Origin of the sequence: Sphingomonas sp. PL-96, assembly GCF_020707215.1 — a bacterium.
Classification (GTDB): domain Bacteria; phylum Pseudomonadota; class Alphaproteobacteria; order Sphingomonadales; family Sphingomonadaceae; genus Sphingomonas.
Map to the genome: position 1 here is coordinate 85,689 of NZ_JAJFET010000001.1, position 13,817 is coordinate 99,505.

Annotated in this window: 16 protein-coding genes; 6 read left to right on the plus strand and 10 right to left on the minus strand. The window is 69.2% G+C overall.

Going from position 1 to position 13,817, the window contains the following annotated elements; all coding sequences use genetic code 11:
* Positions 1-134 precede the first annotated feature (134 nt).
* Positions 135-857, plus strand: a complete 723-nt coding sequence (locus LK533_RS00395) for an alpha/beta fold hydrolase (RefSeq protein ID WP_229360581.1) — start codon at positions 135-137, stop codon at positions 855-857.
* Positions 857-1,609: a tetratricopeptide repeat protein gene (locus tag LK533_RS00400; protein ID WP_229360582.1), complete on the plus strand. Its 753-nt coding sequence runs from the start codon at positions 857-859 to the stop codon at positions 1,607-1,609. Before LK533_RS00395 ends, LK533_RS00400 begins: the two co-directional genes overlap by 1 nt.
* 84 nt (positions 1,610-1,693) lie before the next feature.
* Here the strand turns inward: LK533_RS00400 and LK533_RS00405 are convergent, their stop codons facing one another.
* Both LK533_RS00405 and LK533_RS00410 read right to left on the minus strand, forming a co-directional pair.
* Complete coding sequence (locus tag LK533_RS00405) at positions 1,694-2,023, minus strand: hypothetical protein (RefSeq protein ID WP_229360583.1); 330 nt, start codon at positions 2,021-2,023, stop codon at positions 1,694-1,696.
* A gap of 296 nt (positions 2,024-2,319) precedes the next feature.
* Positions 2,320-3,039: an SIMPL domain-containing protein gene (locus tag LK533_RS00410; protein ID WP_229360584.1), complete on the minus strand. Its 720-nt coding sequence runs from the start codon at positions 3,037-3,039 to the stop codon at positions 2,320-2,322.
* An 89-nt stretch (positions 3,040-3,128) separates the two neighbouring features.
* Here LK533_RS00410 and LK533_RS00415 point away from each other — a divergent pair, with 89 nt between their 5' ends.
* From LK533_RS00415 to LK533_RS00425, 3 genes are read left to right on the plus strand one after another with little or no spacing between them, the layout of a single operon-like run.
* On the plus strand, positions 3,129-3,566 hold the full coding sequence (locus tag LK533_RS00415) for a VOC family protein (RefSeq protein WP_229360585.1): 438 nt from the start codon (positions 3,129-3,131) through the stop codon (positions 3,564-3,566).
* Positions 3,566-4,312 (plus strand): hydroxyacylglutathione hydrolase, encoded by a 747-nt coding sequence (gene gloB / locus LK533_RS00420; RefSeq protein WP_229360586.1) that lies wholly within the window; start codon positions 3,566-3,568, stop codon positions 4,310-4,312. The genes LK533_RS00415 and gloB overlap by 1 nt, the downstream gene beginning before the upstream one ends.
* Before the next feature lie 42 nt (positions 4,313-4,354).
* The gene (locus tag LK533_RS00425) at positions 4,355-4,768 is read left to right on the plus strand and encodes a hypothetical protein (RefSeq protein WP_229360587.1); all 414 of its coding nucleotides are present in this window, start codon (positions 4,355-4,357) and stop codon (positions 4,766-4,768) included.
* A 109-nt stretch (positions 4,769-4,877) separates the two neighbouring features.
* On the opposite strand, the gene hslU is transcribed toward LK533_RS00425, so the two are convergent.
* The 4 genes from hslU to LK533_RS00445 all read right to left on the minus strand — a co-directional run bounded on the left by hslU (position 4,878) and on the right by LK533_RS00445 (position 8,062).
* Positions 4,878-6,173 (minus strand): ATP-dependent protease ATPase subunit HslU, encoded by a 1,296-nt coding sequence (hslU, locus tag LK533_RS00430; protein ID WP_229360588.1) that lies wholly within the window; start codon positions 6,171-6,173, stop codon positions 4,878-4,880.
* Positions 6,174-6,322: 149 nt separating this feature from the next.
* Complete coding sequence (gene hslV, locus LK533_RS00435) at positions 6,323-6,880, minus strand: ATP-dependent protease subunit HslV (RefSeq protein ID WP_420705794.1); 558 nt, start codon at positions 6,878-6,880, stop codon at positions 6,323-6,325.
* Between the two features lie 172 nt (positions 6,881-7,052).
* Complete coding sequence (locus LK533_RS00440; protein WP_229360591.1) at positions 7,053-7,466, minus strand: holin family protein; 414 nt, start codon at positions 7,464-7,466, stop codon at positions 7,053-7,055.
* 56 nt (positions 7,467-7,522) lie between these two features.
* Entirely contained in the window at positions 7,523-8,062 is a 540-nt protein-coding gene (locus tag LK533_RS00445) for a glycoside hydrolase family 108 protein (protein WP_229360593.1), read from the minus strand.
* 287 nt (positions 8,063-8,349) lie between these two features.
* Between LK533_RS00445 and LK533_RS00450 the strand changes: the two genes are divergently transcribed.
* Positions 8,350-9,468, plus strand: coding sequence for an AI-2E family transporter (locus tag LK533_RS00450; protein ID WP_229360594.1), 1,119 nt, complete (start codon positions 8,350-8,352; stop codon positions 9,466-9,468).
* Between the two features lie 21 nt (positions 9,469-9,489).
* Here the strand turns inward: LK533_RS00450 and LK533_RS00455 are convergent, their stop codons facing one another.
* From LK533_RS00455 to LK533_RS00470, 4 genes are all read right to left on the minus strand, one after another.
* A complete protein-coding gene (locus LK533_RS00455) occupies positions 9,490-9,795 on the minus strand; it encodes a hypothetical protein (protein ID WP_229360595.1) in 306 nt (101 codons plus the stop codon).
* Between the two features lie 161 nt (positions 9,796-9,956).
* Entirely contained in the window at positions 9,957-11,357 is a 1,401-nt protein-coding gene (astD, locus tag LK533_RS00460) for a succinylglutamate-semialdehyde dehydrogenase (RefSeq protein ID WP_229360596.1), read from the minus strand.
* A complete protein-coding gene (locus LK533_RS00465) occupies positions 11,354-12,778 on the minus strand; it encodes an FAD-binding oxidoreductase (RefSeq protein WP_229360597.1) in 1,425 nt (474 codons plus the stop codon). Before LK533_RS00465 ends, astD begins: the two co-directional genes overlap by 4 nt.
* Entirely contained in the window at positions 12,775-13,794 is a 1,020-nt protein-coding gene (locus tag LK533_RS00470; protein WP_229360598.1) for a 2-oxoadipate dioxygenase/decarboxylase family protein, read from the minus strand. Before LK533_RS00470 ends, LK533_RS00465 begins: the two co-directional genes overlap by 4 nt.
* Positions 13,795-13,817: the final 23 nt, after the last annotated feature.

Genomic DNA, 13,817 nt, shown 5'->3' on the forward strand with positions numbered 1-13,817 from the left:
TACAGCCCTCCCGCCGTGGCATGGGACGGCTATGGCATTTCCTCGCACCTTCCGCCGATCCGCTGATGCGGCCACGGGCGCGGCCGCCAAGATCCAATTTCCTGCCTCAACTTCCTCAACTTCCGCGGTGCATCATGACTGAAGCTGCTCCTGCCGAGCGTCCGCTCGCCTTCCACCACACCCCCGGCACCGGGCCCACGATCGTGTTCCTGCCGGGCTATGCGTCCGACATGACCGGCAGCAAGGCGCTCGCCACCGAGGCTTGGGCGCGCGAGCAGGGGAGGGCGTTTATCCGCTTCGACTATGGCGGCTGCGGGCAGAGCCCCGGCGCGTTCGAGGATCAGACGCTGGCGCTGTGGCGCGACGATGCGCTGGCGATCCTCGACCATGCCGTCGAAGGCCCAGTGGTGCTGGTCGGATCGTCCATGGGCGGGTGGATCATGCTGCTCGCCGCGCGCGACCGGCCGGATCGGGTGGTGGGGCTGGTCGGCATCGCGCCGGCGCCCGACTTCACCGACTGGGGCTTCACCCCTGAGGAAAAGATGACGATGCTGACGCAAGGGCGGCTGGAAAAGCCCTCGCCCTATTCGGACCAGCCGACCGTCACCACCCGCGCCTTCTGGAGCTCGGGCGAGGCGAACCGGCTGATGCACGCCATCATCCCCGTCGATGTGCCGGTGCGACTGATCCAGGGCCAGCAGGACACGGACGTGCCGTTCCAGCGCACCGTCCACCTGGCGAGTGTGCTGCGTTCAGCCGAGGTGCAGACCTGGCTGGTAAAGGACGGCGACCACCGCTTGTCCCGCCCGCAGGACATCGCCCTGATCCTGCGCGCCATCGAAGATGTGATCCGCTGATGCTCCTGCCGCTGCTGCTCCTCGCCCAGACTGCGCCCGCCGCCGGTCCGCCCGCCCCCCGGAGCGGCGACCGCTATGCCGAATGCATCGACCAGGCGCGGCGCGATCCCGCCGCAGCGGTCCGCGGTGCGACCGCGTGGCAGCAGGCCGGCGGCGGCTTCCTGGCGCAGCAGTGCCTCGGCATCGCACAGGTGACGGCAGGAAATTGGGCCGCGGCAGCCACCGCGTTCGAGGGCGCCGCACGCGCCGCCGAGGCGGGGAAGGACGCGCGCTCGGGCGGCTTCTGGGCGCAGGCGGGCAATGCCTGGCTCGCGGCCGGGGACGCGGCCAAGGCGCAGGCGGCGCTGGACGCGGCGCTGATCGGCGGCACGCTTACCGGCCTCGACCTGGGGGAGGCGCATCTCGACCGCGCCCGCGCGCTGGTCGCGGCCGGGCGGCAGAACGACGCGCGCGCTGATCTCGACCGGGCGCTGACGCTCGCCGGCGACGATCCGCTCGCCTGGCTGTTGTCGGCCACGCTGGCCCGTCGCACCGGCGACCTGCTGCGCGCGCGCAAGGACATCGGCCGCGCGCTGGCGCTGTCGTCGGACGATGCGGCGGTGCAGCTGGAGGCCGGCAACATCGCCGCGGTCGAGGGCAACGCGGCCGCTGCGCGCACCGCCTGGGAAGCGGCGGTCCGCGTCTCCCCCGGCAGCGCCCAGGCGCAGGCCGCGAGCGACGCGCTGGCGGCGATGGCGGGGACGGGGCCGTAGGGCGGTAGTTCGTGGGTGGAAGCGGCTTGAGGTGGTGGTTCGCCACCGGGCTGCTTCAGGCGAGGTGAAGCGGAAAACGGATGTTCAAGGCACAGGGGGAAGCGATACCGGATCGCTTGCCTTGTAGCTGATAGAGGCTTCCTTCGCGCTGAGCTTGCGCTCGAAGATGCGAGCCTTCGACGCATATGCGACAGACAACTTGCCGGGCGCGGACCAGATGACGTTTATCCAGACTGCGCCCCCTTCACCTTCAGTCGCGGTGCCATGGTTACCGTCGGCGACAAAGACCTCCGTTGCATCGGTTTGTGGCTGGCTCGCTCGGCCAATGCGTACGACTGTCACAAAATCTGTCGTAGTCCCGCAGTTCCGCACTTCGGTCGTGGCGTAGCGATCACTTGCAAGATCGCGCGCCACCTGCAGCACCTCGGATGAACAAAGAGGCTCCTCGCTGCAGCCAGCTAGGCCCAGAACCCCTAACCAGCACAGACGAACCATCCTCATAGCCTTAAGCTGAACGAACGGCGGTCTGACGGCAAGTTGGATCGCCTGCTTAGGACCGTCTTTTGGCGCGGCTACCGCCCCGCTCATTACCGGGGCGAAAACCGGGATCTACCTCGCCACTCACGCTTGTGGACCGGTGGATGCCGGCGTTCGCCAGGTGACGGTTGAAGCGGAAGCCGGCCTTGGCAAACCGTCGTGGTTCGACCCCCTTACTCCAGGTAGAAGTCCACCGTGGTCACCACGCGCACCTTCTTGAACGGCGTGTCGGCGACGCCGTAGCCGGCCTGCTCGCCGTCGCGGGCCTCGACCGAGAAATAGCCCTGGGTCGCGCTCTTGATGCCGCCGACGCCGGTGTTGCTGTCCTTGGCGAACTGCTCGGCGGCGGCGCGGGCGTCGCGGGTCGCCTCTGCGACCATCGGCGGCTTGATGTCGTTGAGCCTGGTGAAGCTGTAGCTGATGCCCGAGCCCTCCTGAAGGACGACCCCCTGGCGGACGAGGTCGAACTGGCGGGCGACCGCCTGGCGGGCACGGGTGATGTCAGTGGTGCGCAACTGCAGCCGCTGGGTGATCGTCACCAGCGGCACGCCATCCTGATGGGACTGGCTGACACCCGCCCCGGCCGGGGTCAGCGCGTTGGCCGGAAACCCCAGGGCGGCAAAGAAGCGGGTGATGCTCTGGGTGTCGCGGTCCATCTCCGCCTGCACCTGCGCCAGATCGGTGCCCTGCTTGGAGTAATTGAGCGTCCACACCGCAAGGTCGGCGGTGACGTCGCGCTCGGCCAGGCCCCGGACCGTCACCGAACGGTCGGCATGGCGCGCCCGCACCAGCCCGTTGCCGAGCAGATAGCCGCCGACGATCATGCCGATCGCCAGGATGGCCGCCACCACCAGCAGCACCGTGCCGCGATCCTTCGCCGCGATGCTTTCCATCCGCGCCTCCTGCCCCATATAGCGTGGGAGCCTATCGTGCCCCCGGCGCGATGCAACCATGCCGTGATGACCAGCGAGAGTCCTGCCCCATGAAGTATCTGCACACCATGATCCGCGTGACCGATCCGGATGCGACGATCGCCTTCTTCAACGTGCTGGGGCTGACGGAAACCCGCCGCATCGAAAATGAACAGGGCCGCTTCACGCTGATCTTCCTGGCCGCCGATGAAGACAGCAACGGCGTTGGCCAGCGTGCCGAGGCCGAGGTGGAGCTCACCTACAATTGGGATCCCGAAGACTATGGCGAGGGCCGCAACTTCGGCCACCTCGCCTATCGGGTGGAGAACATCTACGAGACCTGCCAGCGGCTGATGGACGCGGGTGTCACGATCAACCGCCCGCCGCGCGACGGCAACATGGCTTTCATCCGCACACCCGACAACATCTCGATCGAGCTGCTCCAGGCGGGCGACCCGCTGGCGCCGGCCGAGCCCTGGACGTCGATGCCGAACACGGGCCGCTGGTAATGGCGGCGGCGGCGTCTCCGCTCGAGGTCGTCCGGCTGCCGGCGCTGTCGGACAACTACGTCTGGCTGCTCCACGATCCCGCCTCTGGCGAGACGGTGGTGGTCGACCCGGCGGAGGCGCCGCCCGTGCTTGCAGCGCTTGCCGAGCGGGGGTGGACGCTTTCCGCGATCTGGAACACGCACTGGCACGGTGACCACACCGGCGGCAACGCGGGGCTGAAGGACGCGACGGGCGTGGCCGTCTTCGCGCCGGCGGCGGAGGCGGCGAAGATCCCGACGCTGGACCATGGCCTCGCGGAGGGCGACACGCTGCGGGTCGGCGACCATGTCGCGACCGTGCTGGAGGTGCCGGCGCATACCGCCGGGCACATCGCCTTCCACTTCGCCGACGACGCGCTGCTGTTCAGCGGCGACATGCTGTTCGCAATGGGGGCGGGGCGGCTGTTCGAGGGAACGCCCGAGCAGATGTACGCGGCCATGCGCCGGTTCGAGGCGCTGCCGGATGCGACTCAAGTGTTCTGCGGCCACGAATATACCCAGTCGAACGGCCGCTATGCGCTGGCCGCCGAGCCTGGCAACGTCGCGATTGCCGAGCGCATGGTGGAGGTCGACCGGCTGCGGGCGGCGGGCGAGGCGACGGTGCCGACGACGATCGGGCTGGAGCGCGCAACCAATCCCTTCCTGCGTGCGTCCTCGATTGCGGAGCTTGCCGAGCGCCGCCAGGCGAAAGACAGGTACCGCGGATAGAGCGCGCCGACGAAGCGCGCCGGACTCAAGAGGAGAGAAGGCATGCATCGTTGGACGTTGACGCTGGCAGCCACCGCGCTGCTGGCCGGCTGTGCCACCGCCGCGGACGAGGCCAAGCGCCAGGCCGCAGGTGAGCGCGAACTCGCCGAGACGCTGGCGGGCTATACGCCCGGCCGCACGCTCAACTGCGTCGATCCGCAGCTGGCGGGTGGCCCGCAGATCGTCGGGGACTCGCTGCTCTATCGCGCAACGGCGAACACCTATTACCGCAACATCGTCGCGCCCGACTGTCCATCGCTGCGCGGCGACCAGATCGTGGTGGCCGAAGTCTATGGCTCTGGCCTGTGCAAGAACGACCGGTTCCGGCTGGTCCAGCGCGGCGGGACCGTAGGTATTCCCTCGGCCTATTGCCGCTTCGGCGAGTTCGTCGAGTATAAGAAGAACCCGCAGAACTAGGTAGCAAGCAGACCGTTCGTCCTGAGTAGCCGTTGAGCGCAGTCGATACGGATTTTCGACGAGCTCAGCCCCTGCTCAGCACGAACGGGCCTGTTTTTGGAGCCTCAGCTTACAGCACGTAGCGGCTGAGGTCGGTGTTGCGCGCGACGCCGGCCAGCTGCCGGTCGACATAGGCAGCATCCACCACCAGCGTCTCGCCGCGGCGATCCTCGGCGTCGAAGCTGACTTCCTCCAGCAGCTTTTCCATCACCGTCTGCAGGCGGCGGGCGCCGATGTTCTCGACCTCGCCGTTCACTTCCGCAGCGATGCGGGCGACGGCACGGATTGCGTCTGGAGTGAAGTCCACCGTCACGCCCTCGGTGCCGATCAGCGCCTTGTACTGCTGCGGCAGCGACGCCTTAGTGTCGGAAAGGATCGCGACGAAATCATCCTCGGTCAGGCCCTTGAGCTCTACCCGGATCGGCAGGCGGCCCTGGAGTTCGGGCAGCAGGTCGCTTGGCTTGGCGACGTGGAAGGCGCCCGAGGCGATGAAGAGGATGTGGTCGGTCTTCATCGGCCCGTACTTGGTCGCAACCGTGGTGCCCTCGATCAGCGGCAGCAGGTCGCGCTGCACGCCCTCGCGGCTGACGGAGCCGCCGCGCACGTCGGAGACGGCGATCTTGTCGATCTCGTCCAGAAACACGATGCCGTTGGCCTCTGCGTCTGCCAGCGCCACGCGGCTGACCTCGTCCTGGTCGAGGCGCTTGTCGGCCTCTTCCTCGACGAGCTTTTCCCAGGCAGCCGGCACGGTCAGCTTGCGGCGCTTCATCTGGCCGCCGCCGAACGCCTTGCCCATCATCTCGGACAGGTTGATCATCTGCGGCGCGCCGCCGGGAATCTCGAACGGCATCGAGGGCTGCGCCTCCAGCTCGATCTCGATTTCCTTGTCGTTGAGGTGCCCGTCGGCCATGCGCTGGCGGAATGCCTCGCGGGTCGCCTCGCTGGCGCCCTTGCCGGTGAGGGCATCGAGCAGGCGGGACATGGCGGCTTCCTCCGCCTTGTCCTTCACGGCCAGGCGGCGGCGTTCCTTTTCGAGCCGGATCGCTTCCTCGACGAGGTCGCGGGCGATCTGCTCGACGTCGCGGCCGACATAGCCGACCTCGGTGAACTTGGTCGCCTCGACCTTCACGAAGGGCGCGTCGGCGAGCTTGGCGAGGCGGCGGCTGATCTCGGTCTTGCCGCAGCCGGTCGGGCCGATCATCAGGATGTTCTTCGGGGAAACCTCGTCGCGCAGCTCGGGCGCGAGCTGCTGGCGGCGCCAGCGGTTGCGCATCGCGACGGCGACGGCCCGCTTGGCATCCTTTTGCCCGATGATGTGCGCGTCGAGCGCGGCGACGATCGCCTTGGGGGTGAGATTGTCGTTCATGGGTTCGCTTCGTTTCCCCTCCTTGAAGGGAGGAGGTGGGTTGGTGCGCCGGGAGGAAATGCCTCGGCCGGTGCGGTGTTGGTGAGGGCGGGGCTCGCCTTTGGCTCGTACCCACCCCCGGCCCCTCCCTTGCAGGAAGGGGAGAAGGGTTACGCCGTTGGCAGGCTTTCCACCGTCAGCCGGTCGTTGGTGTAGACGCACAGCTCGCCGGCGATCTTCATCGCCTTGCGGCAGACCGTCTCGGCATCCTGCTCATATTCGTCGAGCGCACGTGCGGCGGCGAGGGCGAAGTTGCCGCCCGAACCGATCGCGGCGATGCCGCCTTCCGGCTCCAGCACGTCGCCGTTGCCCGTCACCACCAGGGTCACTTCCTTGTCGGCGACGATCAGCATCGCCTCCAGGTTGCGCAGGAACTTGTCCGTGCGCCAGTCCTTGGCGAGCTCGACCGCGGCGCGCAGCAGCTGGCCCTGGTGCCGCTCGAGCTTGGCCTCCAGCCGCTCGAACAGGGTAAAAGCGTCGGCGGTCGCACCGGCGAAGCCTGCGATCACGCTGCCGTCGCCCAGCGGGCGCACCTTGCGGGCGTTGGGCTTCATCACCGTCGGGCCCTGGGAGACCTGGCCATCGCCTGCGATGACGACGCGGCCGTTCTTGCGCACGGAGAGGATTGTGGTGCCGTGCCACACCATGTCTTTGCTCATGGCCGGCATGTGGGGGGCGCGTGGCGGGGTTGCAATCCGGGCGGCGCAGGATCGTTTCGGGTGCGCAGTTCCTGGCGCGGCCGGCGCCCGCCAGCGCCAGCGTCAGGATCGCTGCGGTTGCATGGGGGGGCCCGGCCCCGGTCTGCGCCGGGGTCCGAAGAAGAACAGGGAGGCGTGGGGGTCAGCGCTCCGTCCCCTTGGCCTTGCCCCAGGCGCGCGCCGCCGTGTAGCCGAGGTAGCCGGTGCCGAAGAGGGCGTAGAGCTCTTCTGGAATGCCGCGCAGATAATTGGTCATGCCGCGTGCGACTGCATCGGCAAGCGCGGGCTGGAAGGCCGACAGGATCCCCATCGGGATTGACCACAGCAGCAGCGCGTACATGACATAGAGGAAGCTGGGCCGGGCGCGGCTGGTCCAGCTGTCTTCGGATTGCGCCTCGGCAACGATGGCGGAGAGCTGGATGCGGGAGGCCTCCAGTTCGCGCATGTTGTCGAGCTTGAGCAGTTCCAGCTTGGCCGCGTCGCGGGCCTTGGCGTCGGGAATGATGCGGTCGAGCAGCCCGGCGATGGGGCCGATCACGCCGTCGATGATGCGCATGGGACTGTCCTTTGTGCGGGGTTCGGACGGTGGAAGTTGAGGAAGTTGAGGCAGGATCAGCCCAGCCGGTTGGCGAGCCAGCCGTAGAGAAATGCCTCGTTGGCCGGCCGCTGCTCGGCAAGGTCGAGGTAGCGCGCGCCCTGCAGCGCGTCGCAAGCCTTCACCAGCACCGCTTCGCCGAGCGTCCCGCGGCTGGCGCGAAAGGCGTCGAGCGCCGCGAGCGTGACCGAGCCGATCGCGCCGTCCACGCGCAGATCGGCATAGTCGCTGGCGCCGCGGTTAAGCGCGTTGAGCGCGCGCTGGAGGAAGCCGGCCGCGACCGCCGGCCCCATGTTGATGCCGGTGTCGAACAGCTCGGCTGCCAGGTCCGGGGCGCGGGCGGCAACCTGGGCGAAGCCGGGCCGCTCCCAATAGAGCCGGCGGTGGAGATCGGCGGCGACGCTGCGCGGCAGGGTGCGCATCGGGCCGTCATAACCGTTGGCGCGGGCCACCGCCTCCGTCACGCCCCAGCGGGTCGGCCCGCCGCGATCCGCCGCATGGTCCACGAACCCGCCCTCGCGGGCGATCACTTCTTCGATCAACGTATCGATCGTCATGCCATCCTCCTGTGCAAGGTGGATGGTGAACCATATGGGTTCGAATTAGGAAAGCGGTTGCGCAAAGAACACGGGCCAGGAACGGCATCGCCCGCGAGCCGTTCCTGCTATCCTGATGGTCCCCGGATGTCCCCTGATCGTTGCTGGAAGGGGCGAACGGAAGGGCTGGTACCTTGCAGCGTGTTGCAGTCAGCCGACGGGTTGCAGGCAGCGCCTATCGTCGGCCAAATGACCTGCCGCCCGTGCGGTGCGATACCCATCCTATTCGAACCGGAGAGACAAGGCCCATGAGCATCCGCCGCGAGCGTGTCGAGAACGGCGGGCTTATCCTGTTCCTGGCGCTGATCACGATCAGCCTGACGCTGGTGGTGTCGAGCTTCATCGGGGCGCTGCTCTGGGCCGCGCTGGCTGCGCTGTTGTTCCAGCCGCTGTTCCAGCGATTGCTCGCCCGCTGGCCGGACCATCGCAACCGTGCGGCGGCCGTTACGCTACTCATCATCACGGTGGCGGTGGTGATCCCGGCGGTGATCGTCGCCAGCCTGGTCGTGGACCAGGCGGCCGGCGTCTATGGCCAGATCCGGAGCGGTCAGATCAACTTCGCGGTCTATTTCCAACAGGTGCACGACGCGCTGCCCGAGCGGCTTCAGGATATGCTCGACAGTTCGGGCTATGGCAGCTTCGAGCGCGCGCAGGCGCGCATTTCGCAGGCGCTCAGCAGCAGCGCGAGCATGCTGGCATCGCGGGCCTTTTCGATCGGCGCAAATGCGGCGGCGTTCCTGCTGGCGTTCGGCGTGGGGCTCTATGTCACCTATTTCCTACTGCGCGACGGCGAGCGGATCGGGCCGGCGGTGGTTCGTGCGCTGCCGCTCCAGTCGGAGGTCGCCCACCGGCTCAGCGACAAGTTCGTCTCGGTCGTGCGCGCGACGATCAAGGGGTCGGGCGTCGTCGCGCTCGTCCAGGGAGCGCTGGGGGCAATCACCTTCTGGATCGTCGGGCTGCCGGCGGCCCTGCTGTGGGGCATGTTGATGGCGATCGCGGCGCTGCTGCCGGCGGTCGGGCCGGCAATCATCTGGGGGCCGGTCGCAATCTATCTGCTGGCGACGGGTGCCATCTGGCAGGGCATCGTCGTCATCGCCTCAGGCGTGCTGGTGATCGGGCTGGCGGACAATATCCTGCGGCCGATGCTGGTCGGCCGCGACACCGGCATTCCCGACTGGCTGGTGCTGGTGACGACGCTGGGCGGCATCGACCTGGTGGGGTTGAGCGGCATCGTCGTCGGGCCGCTGGCCGGCGCGCTGTTCATCACCGGCTGGCAGATCCTGACCGAGCAGCGCTCCGGCCGGACACCGGATGCTGGCGAACCGGTGCCAGCATCCGGGACGTCGGCAAGCCCGCCCCGGGAGTGAGGCGGCCGAGCGACTTCGGCTTTATGGCTGGGCGCCGAAGGCGAGCGCTTCTGCCGGGCCGACTTCCTTTTCGCCCGCGAACAGCTGGTCGAGGCGCTCCAGGACGTCGTGGCGATAGCGATCGCGGGTGCTGCCGCGCGGCGGGTTGATCGACACCTCGCAGGCGATGGCGTCCTTGATGCGGTCCACCGCGGCCTCGCTCAGCACATTGGCGTCGCGCAGTTCCTTGCAGAGCTGGACCAGGCCGACCGCCGTCGCCTGAGCGCGCAAACCGACGTTGATGACGTCGAAATGCAGCTTCTTCTGTTTGTCGTACGCGTCGTACATTGTTTGCTCCTTCCGTGCGGAGGCGGAGTGGCGATCAACGATGCTCGCAACGCCCGCGTCCGACCCCGAGTCCCTTTTTCGGACCTGGGTACCGTGCACTGACAATGGTTGTGCAACCATTGCGATTGAACAAACAACGGTGTGCGGCGTGGTCGCGTTCCTCAGGCGCCGGGGACCGGCAGCGCGGCGGGCGCGTCGGCCTCGAAGCTGCCGATCGGATAGGCGCAGTAGTCGGCCGCATAATAGGCGCTGGGGCGGTGGTTGCCCGAGGCGCCCAGGCCGCCGAACGGCATGTTGGCGGCTGCACCCGTGGTCGGGCGATTGCGGTTGACGATGCCGGCGCGCGACGCGTCGAGGAACGCCTGCCACTGGTCGGGATCGCTGCTTACCAGGCCGGCGGACAGGCCGAAGGCCGTGGCATTGGCGGCATGGACCGCGGCGGCGAAATCGCTCACGCGCGTCACCTGGAGCACGGGGGCGAACACCTCCGCATCCGGCACGGGGATGCCGGTCACGTCGAGGATGGCGGGGGTGACGAAGGCGTCGCTGCGCCCGGCGACCCCTTCGAACGCGCGGATGGTGCGGGCACCGGCAGCGACCAGGCCCTGGACCGCGGTGTGCGCGCCCCTGGCCGCGGCGGTGGAGACGAGCGGGCCCATGAACGCGTCGCCCGGCTCGTCCCAGGCGGCAACGCGGATGCGGGCGGTGAGCGCGTCGAGCGCGTCGACGATCGCGTCGCCCATCGCCCCCGCCGGCACGATCAGCCGGCGCGCACAGGAGCAGCGCTGGCCAGTGGTGACGAACGCGGAGTGGACGATGATCGAGGCGGCTTCCTCCGGCGAATCCCAGACGATCAGCGGGTTGTTGCCGCCGAGTTCGAGCGCGAGGATCAGGTGGGGGCGGTCGAGGGTGGCGCGCTTGAGGGCCGCGCCCGCACCGGCCGAGCCGGTGAAGAGCAGCCCGTCGATGTCGCAGGCGACCAGTGCTTCGCCGGTTTCGCGCCCGCCCTGCACGAGGTTGAGAACGCCGGCGGGCAGCCCCGCCTGCTCCCATAGCGCGACCATGTGCGCGCCGACCGCGGGGGTGATTTCCGACGGCTTGAATACCACCGTGTTGCCCGCGAGCAGTGCGGGCACGATGTGGCCGTTGGGAAGATGGCCGGGGAAGTTGTAGGGACCGAGCACCGCCATTACGCCATGGCCGCGATGCCGCAGCACGGCGCGGCCGAAGGCGGTGTCGCTCGACCGCTCACCGGCGCGTTCGGCCTGGGCGGCGATCGAGACGGCGACCTTGCCGGCCATCGAGCCGACTTCCGCGCGGGTTTCCCACAGCAGCTTGCCGGTCTCGCGCGAGATCAGCGCGGCGAACGCCTCGCGGTGTTCCTCCAGCAGCTCGGCATAGCGGCGGGCGACGGCAATGCGCTCGGCGAGCGGCGCGTTGCGCCAGGCGGGGAGCGCGGCGCGGGCGCGGGCGACAGCGGTGGCGCAATCCTGCGGGCCGGCGGCGGTGCCTTCCCAGACGGGAGTGCCGGTGGCGGGATCGAGCGAGCGGAACACAGTCATGCCCGGTCTCCTGAAATGGGGTCGTGGAAGTCCACCCGGCCGACGGGCACGGGGGCGAGGAGGCGCTGGACTGCGCCCGCGAGGTGGCGGAGGGGCTCCGGCACCAGTTCGGTGTACCAGGCGGCGTTGGACGGGCCGATGCCATGTTCGGCGCTGAAGCTGCCGCCGTAATCCTCGACCACCGCGCGGAAGACGGTGGCCCGGGCGGCCTCGGCGACGGTCGCGTCGAAGGGGCCGGCGTCGGGCGGCCACACCAGGTTGAAGTGCAACCCGCCGTCGCCGACATGGCCGAAGTCGTGGAGGCGGAGCTGGGGGGCGACCGCTTTCACGCGGGCGGCGACGTCACGGCGGAAGCGCATGACGTCGCCGCGGCGGAGCGCGATGTCGCAGGCGACGACCTTGCCCGAGGCGCGCAGCCCCTCCGGCACCGCGTGGCGGATCGCCCAGAGCGCGTCGCCACGGTCGAGCACCGCATCGACCACGGTGCCGCGCTCCATCCAGGGGGCGAGGGTGTCGCCTAGGCGTTCCTCCAACCAATCCGCTTCGATCGCGGCGCCCGCGGAAAGCTCGATCAGCACGGCATAGGCCGGCAGCGTGCCGGCGAAGGGAGCGCGCAGCCGGGGAACGTGGGTGAGCGCGGCCGAGAGCGCAGGCGCGGAAATCCCCTCAAATGCGGTGAGCAGCGTGCCGAAGCTGGCTTCGAGCGCGAGCAGCAGCTCGACCGCGCTTTCGTCGGCGTCGAGGGCGAGCATGGCGGTGACGCGGGCGGCGGGAAGCGGCGAGAGCGCGAGGGTGGCGCGGGTGACGACGCCGAGCGAGCCGGAGCTGCCGACGAGCAGCTGCTTGAGGTCGATGCCGGTGTTGTTCTTCCACAACGGCGCGCCGAGCTGAAGCAGGCGCGGCTCGGCCTCGGAGGTGACGAGTTCGAGCGCGAGGAGGTTGCGGCGGACGTCGCCATAGCGCAGCAGCCGGGCGCCGCCGGTGTTCGCGGCGATCATGCCGCCGATCGACGGGTCGGCGCCAAGGTCGATCGGAAAGCTCAGCTGGTGCGGTGCGGCCGCGGCGTTGAGCGTGGAGAGGCGCACGCCGGCATCGACCTCGGCCGTGCGGTTGACCGGATCGATCGCGGGCGCGCGCGACAGGCGATCGAGGTTGAGGAGCAGCAGTTGTGCGTCCTCGCCCGGGATGGCGGCGGCGACGAGGCCGGTGCGCGCGCCCTGCGGCACCACCCGCACGCCCGCGGCATGGGCGGCGCGGAGCACGGCGGCGACTTCTCCGGCGGAGGACGGGCGCACGACGCCGAGCGGCCGGCCGGTGACGCCGCGGCCGTCGCTCGCATAGCCGGCAAGCTCGTTGGGATCGGTCAGCAGGTTCGCCGGGCCGACCGCGTCCGCCAGTGCCCCGGCCAGCGCCGGGTTCATACCGCGCGAGTCATGGCGAAGATGCCGGTCGCATTGGCGCTGTCGAAGGCGAGGTCGAGGGTGCCGTCGTCTTTCGGGTGGCGAGTGATGAACTCGTAAAAGGAGCCGGGAACGCTGCGGCGGACTTCCTCGCCTTGCGCGTCGACGAAGCTGCGCTCGACCGGATCCGCGCGGAACGCGGTCTGGCGCACGCGGCCGCTGCCGGAGATTTCCACGCGCTCCTTGATCGGCCAGCCGCAGTCGCGAAGCCGGTCGGACAGCGCCTCGACATCGGTGACGCGGTCGGTCGCGTGGTTGAAGGCGTTGCCCTCGGTCGCGATCCACGCGGCCTCGCCCGACTGGGCGAGCAGCGTTTCATAGTCGGCGACGGCCGGTGCATCGTGCTGGCGGTCGAACGCGGCGGCGATGCGGGGAAGGGCGGCCTCCGCATCGGCATAGGCGACGGCACCGTCGCGAGCGAAGCCGTCGAGCACCGCGGCATCGGCGGGGGTGAGCGGATCGCGAGAGCTGCCGAACACGCGCGCGGCAGCGCTGGCGAAGGTGGCGTCGAAGCGGTCGACGTGCAGCTCGCTCACGAAATACTGCGGGATCGCCTCCGGCAGGTCGCGGTGGCAATAGGCGTGGCCGGTCATCTTGAGCGCGGGCAGCGGGTAGAGGCTGGCGACGGCGTAGCCCAGGGGTTCGAGGATGCGGGCAAAGGCGTCCTGACCCGCAGGCAGTGCGCCGGTCGGCCCTTGCGGAAAGCGGATCGTGCGCAGCGCGCCATGGTCGAACAGGATGCGTTCGCCGGCCGCGCGGCGATCGGCGACATAGCGCGCGCCGCTCGGCACGCGGGCGAGCAGGTCGTCGAACAGCACGGCGGCAAGCGCCATCGCAAAGACCGCGCGCGGCACTCGGTCGCCGGTCACCTCGGCAAGCTCTGCGGGGACGACCAGCGTGTCGAATGCCTGTTCGGTACGGTTGCCCAGCATGCTGCGGACCAGCCGCGCCAGCACCGTGTCATTCTGAATGCGCATCAACGTCCCTCGCTTCGAACCGG